This window comes from Serratia sp. CoH_122_TC_1, assembly GCF_058191755.1.
On record NZ_JBXWLA010000011.1, the window covers coordinates 39,716 to 57,767 of the forward strand.

Annotated in this window: 18 protein-coding genes; 15 read left to right on the forward strand and 3 right to left on the reverse strand. The window is 54.6% G+C overall.

The annotated features are described in order from the left end of the window. Nucleotides 1-5: 5 nt before the first annotated feature. On the forward strand, nt 6-764 hold the full coding sequence (gene mlaA / locus AC2FC2_RS15275; protein WP_209638790.1) for a phospholipid-binding lipoprotein MlaA: 759 nt from the start codon (nt 6-8) through the stop codon (nt 762-764). 125 nt (nt 765-889) lie between these two features. On the opposite strand, the gene fadL is transcribed toward mlaA, so the two are convergent. Next, the gene (gene fadL, locus AC2FC2_RS15280; RefSeq protein WP_490659475.1) at nt 890-2,212 is read right to left on the reverse strand and encodes a long-chain fatty acid transporter FadL; all 1,323 of its coding nucleotides are present in this window, start codon (nt 2,210-2,212) and stop codon (nt 890-892) included. A gap of 407 nt (nt 2,213-2,619) precedes the next feature. Between fadL and AC2FC2_RS15285 the strand changes: the two genes are divergently transcribed. From AC2FC2_RS15285 to sixA, 4 genes are all read left to right on the forward strand, one after another. Continuing rightward, on the forward strand, nt 2,620-2,916 hold the full coding sequence (locus AC2FC2_RS15285; RefSeq protein ID WP_209638794.1) for a YfcZ/YiiS family protein: 297 nt from the start codon (nt 2,620-2,622) through the stop codon (nt 2,914-2,916). Nucleotides 2,917-3,110: 194 nt separating this feature from the next. Beyond that, on the forward strand, nt 3,111-4,421 hold the full coding sequence (fadI, locus tag AC2FC2_RS15290; RefSeq protein WP_209638796.1) for an acetyl-CoA C-acyltransferase FadI: 1,311 nt from the start codon (nt 3,111-3,113) through the stop codon (nt 4,419-4,421). After that, nucleotides 4,421-6,586, forward strand: a complete 2,166-nt coding sequence (fadJ, locus tag AC2FC2_RS15295; protein ID WP_490659476.1) for a fatty acid oxidation complex subunit alpha FadJ — start codon at nt 4,421-4,423, stop codon at nt 6,584-6,586. The genes fadI and fadJ overlap by 1 nt, the downstream gene beginning before the upstream one ends. A 406-nt stretch (nt 6,587-6,992) precedes the next feature. Beyond that, on the forward strand, nt 6,993-7,475 hold the full coding sequence (gene sixA, locus AC2FC2_RS15300) for a phosphohistidine phosphatase SixA (protein WP_209638801.1): 483 nt from the start codon (nt 6,993-6,995) through the stop codon (nt 7,473-7,475). 65 nt (nt 7,476-7,540) lie between these two features. Here the strand turns inward: sixA and smrB are convergent, their stop codons facing one another. Further along, nucleotides 7,541-8,071: an endonuclease SmrB gene (gene smrB / locus AC2FC2_RS15305; protein WP_037423626.1), complete on the reverse strand. Its 531-nt coding sequence runs from the start codon at nt 8,069-8,071 to the stop codon at nt 7,541-7,543. A gap of 170 nt (nt 8,072-8,241) precedes the next feature. Here smrB and prmB point away from each other — a divergent pair, with 170 nt between their 5' ends. From prmB to AC2FC2_RS15335, 6 genes are all read left to right on the forward strand, one after another. Continuing rightward, nucleotides 8,242-9,174: a 50S ribosomal protein L3 N(5)-glutamine methyltransferase gene (prmB, locus tag AC2FC2_RS15310; protein WP_209638803.1), complete on the forward strand. Its 933-nt coding sequence runs from the start codon at nt 8,242-8,244 to the stop codon at nt 9,172-9,174. A 62-nt stretch (nt 9,175-9,236) separates the two neighbouring features. Beyond that, nucleotides 9,237-10,322, forward strand: coding sequence for a chorismate synthase (gene aroC, locus AC2FC2_RS15315; RefSeq protein ID WP_209638805.1), 1,086 nt, complete (start codon nt 9,237-9,239; stop codon nt 10,320-10,322). A 5-nt stretch (nt 10,323-10,327) separates the two neighbouring features. After that, nucleotides 10,328-11,155, forward strand: coding sequence for a penicillin-insensitive murein endopeptidase (gene mepA / locus AC2FC2_RS15320; protein ID WP_209638807.1), 828 nt, complete (start codon nt 10,328-10,330; stop codon nt 11,153-11,155). A gap of 202 nt (nt 11,156-11,357) precedes the next feature. Beyond that, complete coding sequence (locus AC2FC2_RS15325; RefSeq protein WP_209638809.1) at nt 11,358-12,158, forward strand: sulfite exporter TauE/SafE family protein; 801 nt, start codon at nt 11,358-11,360, stop codon at nt 12,156-12,158. Nucleotides 12,159-12,220: 62 nt separating this feature from the next. Further along, nucleotides 12,221-12,769, forward strand: a complete 549-nt coding sequence (locus tag AC2FC2_RS15330; protein WP_265555586.1) for an elongation factor P hydroxylase — start codon at nt 12,221-12,223, stop codon at nt 12,767-12,769. 94 nt (nt 12,770-12,863) lie between these two features. After that, a complete protein-coding gene (locus AC2FC2_RS15335) occupies nt 12,864-13,145 on the forward strand; it encodes a YfcL family protein (RefSeq protein ID WP_209638813.1) in 282 nt (93 codons plus the stop codon). 49 nt (nt 13,146-13,194) lie between these two features. Here the strand turns inward: AC2FC2_RS15335 and mnmC are convergent, their stop codons facing one another. Next, nucleotides 13,195-15,216: a bifunctional tRNA (5-methylaminomethyl-2-thiouridine)(34)-methyltransferase MnmC2/FAD-dependent 5-carboxymethylaminomethyl-2-thiouridine(34) oxidoreductase MnmC1 gene (gene mnmC / locus AC2FC2_RS15340; RefSeq protein ID WP_490659477.1), complete on the reverse strand. Its 2,022-nt coding sequence runs from the start codon at nt 15,214-15,216 to the stop codon at nt 13,195-13,197. 170 nt (nt 15,217-15,386) lie between these two features. Between mnmC and fabB the strand changes: the two genes are divergently transcribed. From fabB to AC2FC2_RS15360, 4 genes are all read left to right on the forward strand, one after another. Next, nucleotides 15,387-16,601, forward strand: a complete 1,215-nt coding sequence (gene fabB, locus AC2FC2_RS15345) for a beta-ketoacyl-ACP synthase I (RefSeq protein WP_209638817.1) — start codon at nt 15,387-15,389, stop codon at nt 16,599-16,601. Between the two features lie 208 nt (nt 16,602-16,809). Continuing rightward, entirely contained in the window at nt 16,810-17,031 is a 222-nt protein-coding gene (locus AC2FC2_RS15350) for a putative periplasmic lipoprotein (protein ID WP_020827903.1), read from the forward strand. A 203-nt stretch (nt 17,032-17,234) separates the two neighbouring features. Further along, nucleotides 17,235-17,657: a hypothetical protein gene (locus tag AC2FC2_RS15355; protein ID WP_404759201.1), complete on the forward strand. Its 423-nt coding sequence runs from the start codon at nt 17,235-17,237 to the stop codon at nt 17,655-17,657. A 68-nt stretch (nt 17,658-17,725) separates the two neighbouring features. Beyond that, nucleotides 17,726-18,049: a copper-binding protein gene (locus tag AC2FC2_RS15360; protein ID WP_490659478.1), complete on the forward strand. Its 324-nt coding sequence runs from the start codon at nt 17,726-17,728 to the stop codon at nt 18,047-18,049. The last annotated feature ends 3 nt before the right edge of the window (nt 18,050-18,052 follow it).

Below are 18,052 nucleotides of genomic sequence, written 5' to 3' on the forward strand. Positions count from 1 at the left end.
AGAATATGAACTTTCGCCTGACTGGGCTGGCTTTCACAACGGTATTATTGGTGGGCTGTGCCAGCACGCCACAAGATGAACCACAAGGGCGATCCGATCCTCTGGAAGGATTTAACCGGACGATGTTCAACTTTAACTATAACGTCCTGGATCCGTACGTTCTGCGTCCTGTCGCAGTGGCATGGCGCAACTATTTGCCGATGCCTGCGCGTAATGGCATCAGCAATTTCACGTCCAACCTGGAAGAGCCGGCCAGCATGGTAAACTCCTTCCTGAAAGGCGATCCCTACAAGGGGATGATCCACTTTAACCGTTTCTTCCTCAACACCCTTTTGGGGATGGGCGGTTTGATCGACGTTGCAGGGATGGCTAACCCGAAACTGGCGCGCGAAGAGCCGAACCGTTTCGGCAGCACCTTAGGGCACTATGGTGTTGGCTATGGCCCTTATGTGATGTTACCGGGCTACGGCAGTTTCACCTTGCGTGAAGAGGGTGGCGACTGGGCGGATACGGTTTATCCCGTGCTGAGCTACCTGACCTTCTGGATGTCAGCAGGCAAATGGGTCATCGAAGGGATTGAAACCCGCGCCGAGCTGTTGGATTCAGATGGCCTGTTGCGCAACTCTTCTGATCCGTACTTGATGGTGCGTGAAGCTTATTTCCAGCGGAACGACTTCCTGGCGAACGGTGGGTCATTGAAACCGGAAATCAACCCGAATGCTCAAGCGATTCAGGGCGACCTGGACGAGATAGACTCGCAATAACCTCGGTTAGCGAATGGAATGAAAAAACCCGCCCCTGGCGGGTTTTTTTATACGCGCGGATAACCGGCAATAAAAAAGCGCCCCGAAGGGCGCTTTTGGCTTCTGTATCGACAGTATCGATAGTATTAGAAGCGATAGTTGAAGTTAGCACCGTACAACCAGGCCTTGCCCACGGAGTCGAAGGTGTATGGGCCTTCTTTGATGGTCACTTTCTGGCCGTGCATGTAGGAAATGCCGACGTCAACCGAGGCGTCTTTGTTGAACGCGTAGGTGGTACCTGCGCTCAGCCACAGACGGTCCTGATCCGGAATTGAGATAGAACGGTTTTGCGCGGGCACCGGGCTGTCATCGAAGGCGATACCGGTACGGAAGGTCCAGTTGTCGTCGTAGAAGTAGCTGGTACCCAAGGCAATACGGTAAGAGTCTCTGAAGCCTTCATGTTTCTCAAACAGGGTCTGACCGCCGTTGCCGGTAGCCTTCAGCTCCTGGAACTGGCTCCAGCTGGTGTAAGCCATGCTGTAGTGGACCGCCCACTGAGGTGCAACTTTGTTATAACCTGAGATTTCCCACATTTCCGGCAGGTTCAGGTCCAAAGAGCCTGGGATGGTGCTGCCATTGGTGCCCATAGGCAGGCCGAGAGCCCCCAAGAGTGGGTTATAGGCGGATGGCAGGCTGCTTTTGTAATCACCGTCGAACTTAATTTTCACTTCAGAGCGGTAGGTGAAACCGTAACGGTTGTTTTCATCCACTTCGTACAGGATACCGGCGTTCCAGCCATAACCCCATTTGTCACCCTTCAGATGAGATATTTGGGTATCTGCCGGGATTTGTGAAACCGGGCCTGCTAACTGAGGTGGCAATTGGCCAGAACCAGCGATCAGTTTCGGCAGTTCGCCAGCATAACGCTCGAGTTTGGCTTTGGCATAAACGGCATCGAAGCCCAGGCCGAAGCTGAAGTGTTGATTGAGGCGATAAGCACCGCTCAGGTTCAGGTTCACGGTGGTCAGGTCGGTTTTACCGCCGTAAGCACCTGCGGTGTAACCGTCGTTAAATTCGGTAGCCAAGCCATAGTTGCTCGTTACCGAGCCGCCCACGGCAAACTGATCGTTAATCGGCTGAACGTAGTGCAGGTTTGGCACCCAGGCTGTTGGAGCGATGTTTTTTGCATCCAGGCTGGCACCAGAAGGTGACTTGCCTGAAATATCTACGTCCGGATCGATAAACACCGCACCGATAGAGAGCTCTGGGCGGGTGTACATCATCAGGAGGGCCGGGTTGCGGCTGGCAGAAGCCGCGGTATCTGCCATGGCGCCTTCGCCAGAATACGCACGTCCTAAACCAGCTGATGAGAACTCATTCAGCTGGAATCCGGCGGCAGACACGTTTGAAGAAATAATTGCCACTGCAGCTGCGAGAGCTGATTTAGTAAATAGGTTTTTCTGGCTCATGACCAAAACCTCATTTTATGTGTTTATTATTTAAACATGTTACATAAAGTAACAAGGAAGCGCGCGATTGTAGGGTCCGATCTCATTCAGACAAATCAGACCAGTGGCTGAATTATAGGTCCGACCTGTGAGAATGTTGCAACATTGTTTTTTAAATATTTCCAAATTGATATCAAAAGAGAGATCTGGCTAACAAAAAACCACCCCTACATAACAAAATTCTTACCATTCCTTAGCAGACAACGATTTTCGTTTGTGATTTCCATCACTTAAAACACCCATAAAAAGTAAGTGCTAGTGATCGGTTTCGCCGCAGAGTAAAATAAGCGCAGAATCTTGTATCTTTGCGCCATTCGCTAAATGGCAATTTGGACTCGCGTGATGGCGGTCCCTGAGGAGAATCAACCATGTCAAATTCGCTGAATAAATGTAGTGCCCAGGAAACGGCCGCCTGTTGCTGTGTCGATGTGGGTACCGTGATGGACAATACGGATTGCACCGCTTCCTACAGCCAGGTATTTGCTAATCAGCAGGATGCGGAGAAAATGCTGGCCGTGTTGACCGAAAAAGCCCGCAACGTGGAATCTGATCCTTGTGACATCAGCAGTAGCATTAAACCGGTTGACGGTGGCGTGGAACTGGCGGCGGATTTCACCTTTGCCTGCCAGGCTGAAACCCTGATTTTCCAGCTCGGCCTGCGTTAATCACTGCTGTAAAACGGTGTGGGGCAAACCCGCACCGCTGCCTTTCCCTTTATCCCTCTGTAGAAAGTTGCTCCTGCTCTCAGTTTTCACTTCTGACGGTTTGCCAAATGTAAACATTTGGTTAACAATGACCTCATCAGGTCAGACCTCTTTTTTTGGCCGTTGCGCTGACGTTATTTTCTTCAGGAGCGTTTATGAGTAAGGCACTGCCGTTGGTGACCCGTCACGGTGACCGTATTGCTATTGTAAATGGACTGCGTACCCCCTTTGCCAAGCAGGCAACCGCTTATCACGGTATTCCTGCGGTGGATTTGGGTAAAACGGCGGTGAGCGAACTGTTGGCCCGCAGCGGGATTGATCCGGCCCTGATCGAACAATTGGTGTTCGGCCAGGTCGTACAAATGCCAGAAGCGCCGAACATTGCGCGTGAAATCGTGTTGGGCACCGGCATGAGTGTGCATACCGATGCGTACAGCGTGTCGCGCGCGTGCGCCACCAGTTTCCAGGCGATTGCCAACGTGGCGGAAAGCATTATGGCGGGCAGTATCAGTATTGGTATTGCCGGCGGCGCTGATTCCTCTTCGGTATTGCCTATTGGCGTCAGCAAAGCGCTGGCGCGTACGCTGGTGGACGTCAACAAAGCACGCACCCTGTCACAGCGTCTCAAGTTGTTCAGCCGATTGAAATTCCGCGATCTGATGCCAGTACCGCCGGCAGTGGCTGAATACTCAACCGGCTTGCGCATGGGCGATACTGCCGAGCAAATGGCGAAAAGCCACGGTATCACCCGGGAAGAGCAGGACGCGCTGGCGCACCGTTCTCACCAATTGGCGGCCAAAGCCTGGGAGCAAGGGCTGTTGCATGATGAAGTGATGACCGCCTACGTACCGCCGTATCGCACACAGATTGCTGAAGACAATAACGTCCGTAAAGACTCCAGCCTGGCTTCCTACGCGAAACTAAAACCGGCCTTTGACCGTAAGCATGGCAGCGTCACTGCCGCGAACAGCACGCCGTTGACTGACGGTGCAGCCGCCGTGTTGATGATGAGCGAGTCGCGTGCAAAAGAGCTGGGCCTGCAACCCTTGGGCTATCTACGCAGTTTTGCTTTTGCCGCTATCGACGTATGGGAAGACATGCTGCTTGGGCCGTCCTACGCCACGCCGCTGGCGTTGGATCGCGCTGGCATCGGCTTGGCCGATCTGCAACTCATCGACATGCACGAAGCGTTTGCTGCGCAGACATTGGCGAACCTGAAAATGTTTGCCAGTGACGAGTTTGCCCAGAAAAAACTGGGGCGCAGCCGGGCGATTGGTGAAGTGGATATGGACAAGTTTAACGTATTGGGTGGCTCGATAGCCTACGGCCACCCGTTTGCCGCTACCGGCGCGCGCATGATCACCCAAACGCTGCACGAGCTGAAGCGCCGCGGTGGCGGGCTGGGGTTGACCACGGCCTGCGCGGCTGGGGGGTTAGGGGCAGCAATGATCGTAGAGGTGGAATAATGAGTTTTGAAAACGCATTGCACGAACAGCGCGCCAAACCCTCGGCCTTTCAGCTGACGTTACGTCCAGACAACATTGGTGTGATTACTATCGATGTCCCAGACGAGCGGGTGAATACGCTGAAGGCGGAGTTTATTGATCAGGTCAATGATGTTCTGATTCGTGCACAGCAACATCCGGCCCTGGAAGGGCTGGTGATCATTTCAGGCAAACCTGATTCGTTTATTGCCGGTGCGGACATCACCATGATTGCCGCTTGTACAACGGCCAAAGAAGCAGAGGCGTTGGCAAAAAAAGGACAAAGCACACTGGCGCAGATTGCTGCGTTCCAGGTCCCGGTCGTGGCGGCCATTCATGGTGCTTGCCTCGGTGGTGGACTCGAGCTGGCGTTGGCTTGCCACAGCCGCGTTTGTTCATTGGACGATAAAACGGCACTTGGCCTGCCGGAAGTGCAGCTGGGGTTACTGCCGGGGTCGGGCGGCACTCAGCGCTTGCCACGTCTGATCGGCGCCAGTAAGGCGCTGGATATGATCTTGACCGGCAAACATATTCGTGCGCGTCAGGCGCTGCGCATGGGGCTGGTTGACGATGCCGTACCCCAATCCATTTTGTTGCAGACCGCGATTGAACTGGCGAAGCTGGGTTGGCGAACCAAACGCGATTTACCCTGGCAGGAACGGCTGCTCAATGGCCCGCTGGGCAAGAGTTTGCTGTTCAGCATCGTGCGTAAAAAAACATTGGCGAAAACCCACGGCAATTATCCGGCGGCGGAACGGATCATTCAGGTGGTGCGCACCGGTCTGGATCACGGCAGCGCCAGCGGTTATGAGGCCGAGGCCCGGGCCTTTGGTGAGTTAGCCATGACGCCGCAATCGGCAGCGTTACGCAGTTTGTTCTTTGCATCCACGGCATTGAAGAAAGAGCGGGGTGCCAATGCGCTACCTCATGCCCTTCACCGGATTGGTATTTTAGGCGGTGGTTTGATGGGGGGAGGCATTGCCTGCGTCACAGCCACGCGCGGTGGCCTGCCGGTACGCATTAAAGACGTTAATGAAACGGGTATTAACCACGCGTTGAAATACAGTTGGGATGTGCTCAGCAAGCGGGTACGTAACAAGCGTATGCGTCCGGCAGAGCGGCAAAAACAGATGATGTTGATCTCCGGTTCGACGGATTACACCGGCTTTGAGCGGGTGGACGTGGTGATCGAAGCCGTATTTGAAGATCTTGCCCTGAAGCAACAGATGGTGGCGGAAATAGAACAGCACGCTGCCGCTCACACCATTTTTGCCTCCAATACGTCATCGCTGCCTATTGGCCAGATCGCTGCCAAGGCACAGCGTCCAGAGCAGGTGATTGGGCTGCACTATTTCAGCCCGGTGGACAAAATGCCGTTGGTTGAGGTTATCCCGCACGCTACAACCAGCGAAGAAACGATTGCCACCACTGTGGCGTTGGCACACAAGCAGGGCAAGACGGCGATTGTGGTTGCCGATCGCGCAGGTTTCTACGTTAACCGTATTTTGGCGCCTTATATAAATGAAGCTGCACGTTGTCTGCTGGAGGGTGAGCCGATTGAGGCGTTGGACAAAGCCTTAGTGGACTTTGGTTTCCCGGTCGGTCCGATAACGCTGCTTGATGAAGTCGGCATTGACGTTGGCACCAAAATCATCCCGGTGCTGGTTGAACAGTTGGGACCTCGCTTTTCTGCACCCGCTGCCTTTGATGCCGTACTGAAAGATGGGCGCAAAGGGCGCAAAAATGCCCGTGGTTTTTATCTGTATCCGAGTGAAGGCCAGCAACGGCAGCGGAATAAACGTGCCGATACGTCAGTGTATATTTTATTGGGTATTACGCCTAAGTCACATTTGCAGCAGGCGGTTATTGCCCAACGCTGCGTGATGATGATGCTCAATGAAGCGGCGCGTTGTTTGGATGAGGGCGTGATCCGCAGTGCGCGTGATGGTGATATTGGTGCCGTCTTCGGTATTGGTTTCCCGCCGTTCCTGGGGGGCCCCTTCCGCTATATGGACCAGCTTGGTGCCGATAAGGTGGTTAAAACGCTGGAGTACCTGCAGCGCCAGTACGGTGAACATTTTGCACCTTGCGAACGCTTGCAACGCATGGCGCAGCAGGGTGAACGCTTCTATCCGCAGGGCACGTGAGCGGCGCGGTGATGTGATTTGTACTAGAGTAGGATCAAGGATGCATTGTGATCGTTATCACTCCTTGGAATACCGGCAATTCCGGACTCTATACAGGGAGATGAGGACGGGGTAACGTAGCCTGATGGCGGTGAAAAACTGGCCGCCATCAATAAAATTCATGCTAAGAAGGTTGAAATTTAACCTGTTGAATTGGTTGTTATGTGAGCGTCAAATCCGTATCAAGGCGCCATTGATGTAAAAAACAGCGTTTTCTTTACGTGAACTTTCAGGCAAAATGCCCGGCCGCCATAAAGAGACGGCGCGTTATCGTTTCAAAGCTTTTGCTTTAGGGTTGTAAAACTCGGCGATACAGCACGCTCGGCGTTTCTGTATAGCGTTATTTTGTCAACAACAGCGGTGCAATATGCAAGTTTTGATTATGCGTCACGGAGAGGCGGCACTCGATGCGGCCAGCGATTCGGTAAGACCTCTTACTGTTTGTGGCCGTGATGAGTCACGTCAGATGGCGGCCTGGTTAAACACCAAGTCTGTGGATATTGAACGCGTGCTGGTCAGCCCTTATCTGCGGGCAGAGCAGACGCTGGCTACGGTACGGGAAGCTTTAACGTTGCCGGCAAGCGAAGAAGTGTTGCCCGAGCTGACGCCGGGTGGGGATGCCAGCCTGGTGGGCAGTTATTTGCAGGTGCTGGCGCAGCAGGGGATCAACGCCGTGCTTATCGTCTCTCACTTACCGCTCGTGGGTTACCTGGTGGCTGAACTTTGCCCGGGAGAATGCCCGCCAATGTTCGCGACCTCTGCGATCGCCAACGTTGATCTGGCGGCAGATGGCAGCTACGGTAAGTTTGAATGGCAAGTCAGCCCATCGCAGGTGATGGCTAAAGTGTAGGGCGCCGCATGCCGGCTCCAAAACGAAAGGGCGATGTTACCATCGCCCTTTGTCATTTCTGCTGTTTACTCGGCCAGTTCGACCAGCAATAAAATCGCTGCGGTACCGCCCCATTCTTTGGGGGCCTGATGGAACACCAGCACGTCGGGATGCTGAGCCAACCACAGTGGGGTTTGTTGTTTCAGAATATGCTTGCCGTGGCCGTGCATGACGCAGGCACAGTGTACGTGTTCGCGCTTGCAAGCGGCGATCAGCGCCCCCAGTTCCTGCTTGGCTTGCATCTGGGTCAGCCCGTGCAGATCGAGAAACAGCTCTGGCGAATAATCGCCACGGCGGAGCTTCTTGAGTTCAAACGCACTGTATCCCGGACGCACGTAGCGTGTTGGGCCTTCCTCTTCCAACTGTGGTTGGTATTCATCCGAAAAATAGTAGCTGGCGTCGACTTGTTCCTGCAGCAGGCGCTGCGGCGCAATCTGTTTGGTTTTTGGTTTGGGTTTACGGTGGACAATGGTGTCCTGACGCAGCTTCTTTGCGTCTACTACTGACTCTCTGAAGAGCTGCAATTCATCTTTACTCAGAGGGTGCTTGTTCTTCATTTTTTATTCACCGGAAATCATTTATCGCGGTAGTTTACCGTGTCACGGGTATCTGTCGACGCAAAATTCGCGCCAAATTGAAAAGCGCAAGCGGTTAGCGTGATTTGTCGCGGGCTTCATGGCAAACTATGCGGCTAAATCATGAATCACAGTGCCTGCCGGAGGGCAAATTGGACAAAATTTTCGTCGAGGAAGCAGTGAGTGAACTGCACACCATTCAAGATATGCTGCGTTGGACGGTAAGCCGTTTTAATGCCGCCGATATCTACTATGGTCACGGAACCGACAATCCGTGGGACGAAGCGGTGCAATTGGTGCTGCCAAGCCTGTTCCTGCCACTGGATATTCCTGAGGACATGCACACCGCACGTTTAACCTCCAGCGAGCGCCACCGCATCGTTGAGCGCGTGATCCGCCGCGTCAACGAGCGTATCCCAGTCGCCTATCTGACTAACAAAGCCTGGTTCTGCGATCTGGAATTTTATGTCGATGAGCGCGTGCTGGTACCGCGTTCCCCGATTGGCGAACTGATCAACGATCGCTTTAGCGCACTGATCCCGCACCCGCCGAGCCATATTCTCGACATGTGTACCGGCAGCGGCTGTATCGCCATTGCCTGCGGCTACGCTTTCCCGGAAGCGGAAGTGGACGCAGTAGACATCTCCGCCGACGTGCTGGCAGTGACCGAACGCAATATTCAGGCGCTCGGTGTTGAACAGCAAGTGACCCCAATCCGTTCCGATCTGTTCCGCGACGTTCCCGCGATCCAGTACGATCTGATTGTCACCAACCCACCGTACGTCGATGCAGAAGACATGTCCGATCTGCCGCAGGAGTTCCGCTTTGAACCTGAGCTGGGTCTGGCGGCGGGCAGCGACGGCCTGAAGCTGGTGCGTCGTATTCTGGCCTGTGCACCGGATTACCTGAGCGACGACGGCGTGCTGATTTGTGAAGTGGGTAACAGCATGGTACATCTGATGGAACAGTATCCAGACATTCCGTTCACCTGGCTGGAGTTTGAAAACGGCGGTGACGGCGTGTTTATGCTGACCAAGCAGCAATTGGTGGATTGCAAAGAACATTTCAGCCTCTACCGCAGCTAAGCATTCTTCGGGCCTGCTTTGGCGGGCCCCACAAAGATAATAATTAAGGGTAAGGAGCCGCGATGGCAGGAAACAGTATTGGGCAGATTTTCCGCGTCACCACATTTGGTGAATCTCACGGCGTGGCGCTGGGATGTATCGTAGACGGTGTGCCGCCAGGCATTCCGCTTACCGAAGCTGATTTGCAGCACGATCTGGACCGTCGCCGTCCGGGCACCTCGCGTTATACCACCCAACGCCGCGAGCCGGATCAGGTGCGTATTCTTTCTGGCGTGTTTGAAGGCGTGACCACCGGTACCAGTATTGGGCTGATGATTGAAAACACCGACCAGCGTTCGCAGGACTACGGTGCAATCAAAGACGTGTTCCGCCCGGGACATGCAGACTACACCTACGAACAAAAATACGGCGTGCGCGACTATCGTGGCGGCGGCCGTTCTTCGGCGCGTGAAACCGCAATGCGCGTTGCGGCAGGGGCGATTGCCAAGAAATACCTGCAGCAGAAATTCGGCGTGCAGGTGCGCGGTTATTTAGCTCAAATCGGCGACGTAGTTTGCGAGCTGAAAGACTGGGAACAGGTCGAACAGAACCCGTTCTTCTGTCCGGATCCGGACAAGCTGGAAGCGTTGGACGAACTGATGCGTGCGCTGAAGAAAGAGGGCGATTCGATTGGCGCCAAGGTCAGCGTCATTGCCGAAAATGTGCCGGTTGGCCTCGGCGAGCCCGTTTTTGACCGCCTCGATGCAGATCTGGCGCATGCGCTAATGAGCATCAATGCGGTGAAAGGCGTAGAAATTGGTGACGGCTTTGCCGTCGTGACCAAGCGTGGCAGTGAAAACCGCGATGAAATCACCCCGGAAGGTTTCCAGAGCAACCATGCGGGCGGTATTCTCGGCGGTATCAGCAGCGGCCAGGCGGTGATTGCCCACCTGGCATTGAAACCGACTTCCAGCATCATGGTGCCGGGTAAAACCATCAATCGCCAGGGCGAAGCCGTGGAAATGGTTACCCGTGGCCGTCACGATCCTTGCGTAGGCATCCGTGCGGTACCGATCGCCGAAGCGATGATGGCGATTGTGCTGATGGATCACCTATTGCGCCAGCGTGCGCAGAACGGTGATGTGGTTTCTAACGTTCCTCGCTGGTAATCACCATGAAAAACTGGATGTTAGGTATCGTTGCCCTGATGGCATCGGGCTCTGCCATGGCGTTGACGCCTTGGCAGAAAATTGATCACCCGGTGGCCGGCGCACCACAGGCCGTGGGGGGTTTTGCCAACGGTTGTATCATCGGTGCCCAACCGTTGCCGTTGAATTCACCGGATTATCAGGTGATGCGCCCCGATCAACGTCGTTATTTCGGTCACCCTGATCTGCTGGCGTTTATTCAACGTCTGAGCAATAAGGCGAACCAAAAAAACCTCGGTACGGTGTTGATCGGTGATATGGCAATGCCGGCTGGCGGGCGCTTCAGTAGCGGCCATGCCAGTCATCAATCCGGCCTTGATGTCGATATCTGGTTACAGCTGCCGCGCCAGCGTTGGAGTGCACAACAACTGTTGAAACCGCAGCCCATCGATTTGGTTTCCAGCGACGGCAAGCAGGTGGTTGCACGCCAGTGGCAGCCGCAGATTGAATCACTGATCAAAATGGCGGCTCAAGATCAGGAAGTGACGCGGATCTTCGTCAACCCGGCGATCAAGCAGCGCCTGTGTTTGGATGCCGGTGCCGATCGCGATTGGTTGCACAAGGTGCGCCCGTGGTTCGGTCACCGTGCGCACATGCATGTGCGGCTGCGTTGCCCGGCAGGCAGCCTGGAGTGTAAAGAACAGGATACGCCGCCACCGGGTGACGGCTGTGGTGCAGAACTAGCAAGCTGGTTCGTCCCGCACCAGCCAAGCGCCAAACCGGGTAAACCGGTGCCGCCGCCATTACCGCCTACCTGTCAGGCCTTGCTGAATAACCATTTCGCTGCGGAATAATATATCCAAAGTCATTGGAGTTGCATCAAGGCAGTAAGGGAATGACAAATCGGTCGGGAACCGATTTGAACAGTGTTTACGCTGGCCCGAAGGGTGAGCCTCAGGGAAGAGGCTCATATATCCCGATGGTCTCACGTCAGTAAGTGATTCGGGTGAGTAAGTGCAATCAACACAGATGCGGCTTCAAGTCAGAGGGATATAAATGGAGTGGTTCGTCGTTGGCCCCGAGATGCTCGGGGTTTTGTTTGTGGTGGCATTGCTGGCAGGCTTTATCGATTCCATTGCCGGTGGTGGTGGGCTGTTGACCGTGCCGGCACTGCTGGCGGTGGGCGTTCCCCCGGCGCAGGCGCTGGCGACCAACAAGTTGCAGTCGGTGGGTGGTTCTTTATCCGCCAGCCTGTACTTCATCCGCCGACGAGCCGTTGATCTTAACGATCAAAAACTGACTATTCTGTTGGCGCTGATCGGCTCCGTCGCCGGGGCGATCCTGGTGCAGCACATGCGCGCCGATTTGCTGCGGCAAATGCTGCCGTTATTGGTGATCGGTATCGGTCTTTACTTCCTGCTGACTCCGCGTCTGGGGGAAAACGATCGGCAGCGCCGTTTGAGCGCCTTGCCGTTCGGCCTGGTGGCCGGTGGCTGCGTGGGTTTTTACGATGGCTTTTTTGGGCCCGGTGCCGGTTCATTTTACGCGTTGGCCTATGTGACGCTGTGTGGCTTTAACCTGGCCAAATCTACCGCACACGCCAAGGTACTGAACTTCACGTCCAACTTTGGCAGCCTGGTGTTGTTTATCATCGGTGGCAAAGTGCTGTGGGGGATAGGCCTGGTGATGTTGGTGGGGCAGGTGCTGGGCGCCCGTCTCGGGGCACATATGGTCATGACCCGTGGGCAAAAGCTGATCCGCCCGATGATCGTCATCGTTTCGCTGGTGATGAGCTGTAAGTTGCTGTACGACAATCACGGTACAGAAATTCACCAGTGGCTGGCGTTGCATATGTAGTATGCCAAAAGCGCGGTTAGGGTATAATTACCACTTTAAATTTGTGGTTATTTGAGTCTTTTATGTCTGATACACACCAATATTCCCAACTGATTGAGATTTTTAATCAGTGCTTCAGTGATGACTACAACACCCGGCTGGTTAAAGGTGACGATGAACCCATCTACCTGCCAGCCGATGACGAATTGCCGTACAACCGTATTGTCTTTGCTCACGGCTATTATGCCAGCGGCATGCATGAAATTTCACACTGGTGTATTGCCGGTGAACAGCGCCGCAAACAGGTCGATTTCGGTTACTGGTACTGCCCGGACGGGCGAGATGCGCAGACGCAAAGTGAATTCGAAGCGGTAGAAATTAAACCGCAGTCGCTGGAGTGGATGTTCTGCGTCGCGGCCGGTTTCCCGTTCAACGTCAGTTGTGACAACCTGAACGGCGACTGTGAACCGGATCGCATCGCCTTCCAGCGTAAGGTACGCGAGCGGGTGCTGCTGCTCTTAGAGCAGGGAATACCCACAAGACCTGCGCGCTTTATTCAGGCGTTACAATCGTTTTACAATACGCCACCGCTGACGGCTGAGCTTTTCCCCTATCCGGAAGATCTCAACTGACTGTATATTTAACTGGAAATAGATACCCAATAGCTTTCAAGCCGCAGCCGACAACGTGGCGGTTTGAAAGATGCAGGGTAATAGAGGAAATTTGATGATCGCAGAATTCGAAGCGCGCATTTTGGCGCTGATTGATGACATGGTAGAGCACGCCAGCGATGATGAACTGTTTGCCGGTGGCTACCTGCGCGGTCATCTGACGTTGGCGGTTGCCGAGGTGGAAGAACAGGGTGAACACACCGCCGAAGCGCTGAAGGCACAGGTGGAAGGCAGCCTGCATAAAGCCATCGCTGCCGGCGAGCTGTCCCCACCGGACCAGGCATTGGTGTATGGCATGTGGGAAAACCTGTACCAAACGGCATTGCCGACCGCCTGAGCCCGTTTGCAGGGCGCAGTTCACATAACAGCGCCCTGTAAAACTGCGATTAAACCGCACGTCCCTTCAGTAGTTTTCTTACCCACATCCGGTTCGGATTCAATGCTGCCAACATGTTTGCGCTGCCTGGCAAGGGTTCGTCGAACAGCTGCGCTGCCAAAATTTCAGCCGCCAGCGGCGCCGAGCACAGCCCACGTGAGCCTAATGCGCCAATCATAAACAGATTCGGATAAACCGGAGCATTGGCGATAACTTCGCCGCGTTGATGCTGGCGCTGGAGATCCTGATACTGCGCCAACGTGGCTTGATAATCCGGTACTGCACCGATCATCGGTAAATGATCGCGCGTGGCGCTACGTACGCCGCAACGGGCCTGACGACCGCTGACGTCTACCTCTCGTGGCCAGGCCTGGTCCGGCAGGCAGCGTAACAGACGAGCGCGATTGTCCTGCTGTTCTTCTTCGCGATATTCGGTGGCGGTTTCGCCACGCTGGTAGCTGGCGCCTATACAGTGCTGTTGGTTATTGGCGTTGACCGGGGTCAGGTAGCCGTCGTAACACAACACCTGCTTCAATTCGCTTAGCGCCGGGGTTGTGGGAATATGGGATACCTGACCGCGTACGGCATAAACCGGCAGGGCTTCACCTTGCGCCAGTTCAGAAAGGCGGTGGCCGTTGGCCAAAATCACTGTTGCATGCTGCCGGCTTTCACCGTTGCTGAAGCTGAGTTGCCAACCGGTCTCAGTGGCTGTCAGCGTCCTGAGCGTAAACCCATAATGGCAGCCCAGCCCCTGACGTTGTGCCAGCGCAAGGGCATTGCGTGTCAGTTCGGCAGGGCACAACCAACCGCCTTGCGGGTAGTTAATGCCGCCAAAACCGCTGTCGATACCACACAATGCGCTGAGCGTGGCGCGATCGGCGGGCATTGCCAGCGCCGGAGGCCATTCAACCGCCTGCATTTTTGCAATTTTCCCGGCACTCTTCTCGTCAAAGGCCAACTGACTGACGCCACACCATTGATGGTCAAACTCGACACCTTGTTGCACTAACGCATCGTACTGGCGGCGGGCAAAAGGGAAAGCCGCGCTGAAGAAGTTTTCCAACGCGTCCCCACGGCCATTCAGCAGGGGGTAAAGCGCGCCCTGTCGGTTGCCGGAAGCCCCCTCGGCGGGGTGAGGATCGGCACAATACAGCCTGACCTTCGCACCGCGGCGTAACAACGCAAGTGCGGTTAATGCGCTGGCGATACCACCACCGACGATCGCAATGTCGTCGGTACTGTCCGCCGCCGGGCGGAGTGACCAAGGGAAAGGATGCGTGATGGTGGTGGCATCTTCAGGCAGCGTGCCAATCAGCATTTCACGTTTTTGGCCGAAGCCTTTGCTCTTTATTACTTCAAATCCGGCCTGTTGCAATCCGCGTCGCACAAAGCCTGCGGCGGTGAAAGTGGCAAGGCTGCCGCCAGGCCTGGCGAAACGAGCCATCGCGGCGAACAGCTGTTCCGTCCACATGTCCGGATTTTTCGCCGGCGCAAAGCCGTCGAGGAACCAGGCATCGATTTGGCGGTTCATGCTGGGGTCGACGTGCGGTAATAACGCGTTAACGTCGCCGAACCACAGATCGAGCGTAATGCGGCCTTCCGCCAGCAATAGACGGTGGCAGCCCGGCAGCGGCAATGGCCATTGGGCGCGTAACTCATCGGCAAAGGGAGCCAGCTCCGGCCAGCGTGCGTGCGCAGCGGCGAGGTCGGCCTGCACGAGAGGGAATTTTTCAAAACTGATAAAGTGCAGCCGTTGCAACGTGGCGTTAGGCGTTGTCTCACGGAAGCTGGCAAAAGCCTGCCACAAGGTGAGAAAATTAAGCCCGGTGCCAAAGCCCGTTTCCGCCACAAGAAACAGGGGGCGGGGGTGGCAGCTAAAACGTTGAGGGAGTTGGTTGCCCTTGAGAAATACGTAGCGGGTTTCTTCCAGCCCATCCTGATTAGAAAAGTAGACGTCATCAAACTGTTTCGAAACAGGTGTACCCTGTTCATTCCAGGATAACGCTGCGGTTTGGATCGGGGCGTGGCTCACGGTTAGTTGCTCATAACTCAAGGGGTGACGGGATTCTAACGGCGCTGGCGCTATGGCGCAAACTGGATAAGAATAAAGCTGAAAAACGCTGATCGGACTTGTTCGGCGTACATCTGTACGCTAAAGTGCGATGCAAAATCCCGAATGTAAAATTGTGGAAGAGGTATTGAATGAAACGTGCAGTGATTACTGGCCTGGGAATCGTCTCCAGCATTGGTAACAACCAACAGGAGGTCCTGGCGAGCCTGCAGGAAGGTCGTTCTGGGATCACGTTCTCCCAGGAGCTGAAAGATTCCGGCATGCGTAGTCACGTATGGGGCGATGTTAAACTGGACACCACGGGTCTGATCGACCGTAAAGTCATGCGCTTTATGAGTGATGCGTCCGTTTATGCCTATCTTTCCATGGAAGAAGCCATTAAAGACTCCGGTCTGGCTGCCGATCAGGTTTCCAACGATCGCACCGGTCTGGTGGTTGGCTCAGGTGGCGGTTCACCGCGCAACCAGGTTGCTGGATCTGACGGTATGCGCGCCAAAGGCCTGCGTGGCGTTGGCCCTTATATGGTGACCAAGGCGATGGCTTCAGGCGTTTCTGCCTGCCTGGCAACCCCCTTCAAAATTCGTGGCGTTAACTACTCCATCAGCTCTGCCTGCGCAACCTCTGCACACTGCATTGGCCACGCGGTTGAACTGATCCAACTGGGTAAGCAGGACGTTGTCTTTGCCGGCGGCGGTGAAGAACTGTGCTGGGAAATGGCCTGTGAGTTTGATGCGATGGGCGCACTGTCCACCAGCTACAACGACACCCCAGAAAAAGCCTCCCGTACTTATGACGCAGCGCGCGATGGTTTCGTCATTGCAGGCGGCGGCGGTATGGTCGTGGTAGAAGAACTGGAACACGCTCTGGCACGTGGCGCGCACATTTATGCTGAAATCATCGGCTACGGTGCAACGTCCGACGGCGCAGACATGGTAGCTCCATCTGGCGAAGGCGCAGTGCGTTGCATGAAGATGGCGATGCAGGGCGTTGATACGCCAATCGACTACATGAACGTGCACGGCACTTCAACGCCGGTTGGCGACGTGAAAGAATTGGGCGCTATCCGCGAAGTGTTTGGCGATAACACCCCGGCAATTTCGTCCACCAAGGCCATGACCGGTCACTCACTGGGCGCCGCTGGCGTGCAGGAAGCGATCTACAGCCTGTTGATGGTTGAGCACGGCTTTATTGCGCCAAGTATCAATATCGAAAACCTGGATGAGAAAGCCGTAGGCATGAACATTGTGACTCAGCCGACTCAACGTGAGCTGACCACTGTTATGTCTAACAGCTTCGGTTTCGGTGGTACTAACGCCACGCTGGTGATGCGTAAACTGCAGAAGTAATTCCGGCTCAAGGTATTAGAATAAAGCCCGCGTATTCGCGGGCTTTTTGCTGTCCGCAGGCCTACGGGTTAGCCGTTCAGAGTTATCCCAAATTACATCTGCTGACGGATCATTAACGCTTTGTTCAGTCTTTTGGGCATACAATGGCTCAATAGCGCGATTGTCACTCGGCGTAGTTTTCAGAGTGATCGAACATTGAGGCAATAGTATGAAAAAGTTAATTGCAGTTGGGTTACTGTCGGTCATTTTGGCTGGGTGCGCGACTGATTCACCTTGCGTACCTGTCTATGATGATCAGGGGCGTTTGGTGCACACCAACACCTGTATGAAAGGCACGACACAAGATAACTGGGAAACCGCAGGCGCAATCGCCGGTGGTGCAGCAGCGGTTGCGGGTTTGACGCTGGGTATTATCGCGTTAACCAAATAACCTTCCCATCGGTGAATTTATCCGCATAAAGCCCAGTGACCCTGGGCTTTTTTTTGAGCTGATGCGATACCTGTTGATTAACATCAATGCATTTTGGTTTCCCTTACGTGGGCGCGCACCACTTTGTCAGCGGGTGTAAATTCCATTCCTGCACAAGCACTTGGTCGATATACTTCCGCTATCTCATCTTCTGGAATCACCTGATGTCGGCGTTGGCGTCCATCTCCTTATTCATGCACCGATTGCGTTTCGCTAAAAAGCGAGCCTGTGCAGGGCTATTGGTCGTCAGTTGGTTACTGCTAAATACCCAGATGGCGCTGGCCAGCCATAATTGCAACCTGCAGTTCAGTGGTGAAGCGCCGATGGCTCAGCATATGATGCACATGCAAAATAGCCAGCCGTCATCAGAGCAGATGCAGACACAAGAGCCGCTGTGTGAGAAACACTGCGTGCCGGAATCAGCCCAACAGGATCACGCTAATCTGGCATTAGCCGCTTTGCCAGTCAGCAGCGAACTGGCGGTGATCGCGCCCGCTCTGTCACTTTCTATCCCGTTTAACACCTGGCAAACGCCCCCGATAACAGGCCCACCGGCAGAGATCGTATTCTGTCGTTTCCGTGAATAGCCCTGACAACCGCTTTACCGTCTCCGACGGTCATTCGTGTTCGTTAACTATTTCATGGAGTACCCGTTATGCGTAATTTATTTGCCGCTGTATTAATCACCTTATTTTTCTCCTCTGTCGCCAGTGCCGCTGATAGGGCGATGCAACATTCCGCTGTCAAACCTACCGTCGAAATCCACAGCCAGGGCGTGATAAAGGCTTGGGATGAGCGGAAGGTGTCTATCAGACATCAAGCCATTCCAGCCCTTAATTGGCCTCCAATGACCATGAGTTTCCTGCTCCCTTCATCGCCTTCCCTCGCCGTATTGCCGGTGGGAACTGCGGTTGACTTCAGCTTCCTGCCGATTGACGGCGGTTATCAGTTGATTGCTATCGCCGCCACGCGGCAATAACGG

Excerpts from the sequence above, each read along its gene's own strand:
- mepA (WP_209638807.1), top strand. The coding sequence starts at position 10,328 with ATGAAAAACTGGATGTTAGGTATCGTTGCCCTGATGGCATCGGGCTCT.
- AC2FC2_RS15325 (WP_209638809.1), top strand. The coding sequence starts at position 11,358 with ATGGAGTGGTTCGTCGTTGGCCCCGAGATGCTCGGGGTTTTGTTTGTG.
- AC2FC2_RS15350 (WP_020827903.1), top strand. The coding sequence starts at position 16,810 with ATGAAAAAGTTAATTGCAGTTGGGTTACTGTCGGTCATTTTGGCTGGG.
- fadI (WP_209638796.1), top strand. The coding sequence starts at position 3,111 with ATGAGTAAGGCACTGCCGTTGGTGACCCGTCACGGTGACCGTATTGCT.
- fadL (WP_490659475.1), bottom strand. The coding sequence starts at position 2,212 with ATGAGCCAGAAAAACCTATTTACTAAATCAGCTCTCGCAGCTGCAGTG.
- sixA (WP_209638801.1), top strand. The coding sequence starts at position 6,993 with ATGCAAGTTTTGATTATGCGTCACGGAGAGGCGGCACTCGATGCGGCC.
- AC2FC2_RS15335 (WP_209638813.1), top strand. The coding sequence starts at position 12,864 with ATGATCGCAGAATTCGAAGCGCGCATTTTGGCGCTGATTGATGACATG.
- AC2FC2_RS15360 (WP_490659478.1), top strand. The coding sequence starts at position 17,726 with ATGCGTAATTTATTTGCCGCTGTATTAATCACCTTATTTTTCTCCTCT.
- mlaA (WP_209638790.1), top strand. The coding sequence starts at position 6 with ATGAACTTTCGCCTGACTGGGCTGGCTTTCACAACGGTATTATTGGTG.
- smrB (WP_037423626.1), bottom strand. The coding sequence starts at position 8,071 with ATGAAGAACAAGCACCCTCTGAGTAAAGATGAATTGCAGCTCTTCAGA.
- fabB (WP_209638817.1), top strand. The coding sequence starts at position 15,387 with ATGAAACGTGCAGTGATTACTGGCCTGGGAATCGTCTCCAGCATTGGT.
- aroC (WP_209638805.1), top strand. The coding sequence starts at position 9,237 with ATGGCAGGAAACAGTATTGGGCAGATTTTCCGCGTCACCACATTTGGT.
- AC2FC2_RS15355 (WP_404759201.1), top strand. The coding sequence starts at position 17,235 with ATGTCGGCGTTGGCGTCCATCTCCTTATTCATGCACCGATTGCGTTTC.
- AC2FC2_RS15285 (WP_209638794.1), top strand. The coding sequence starts at position 2,620 with ATGTCAAATTCGCTGAATAAATGTAGTGCCCAGGAAACGGCCGCCTGT.
- fadJ (WP_490659476.1), top strand. The coding sequence starts at position 4,421 with ATGAGTTTTGAAAACGCATTGCACGAACAGCGCGCCAAACCCTCGGCC.
- AC2FC2_RS15330 (WP_265555586.1), top strand. The coding sequence starts at position 12,221 with ATGTCTGATACACACCAATATTCCCAACTGATTGAGATTTTTAATCAG.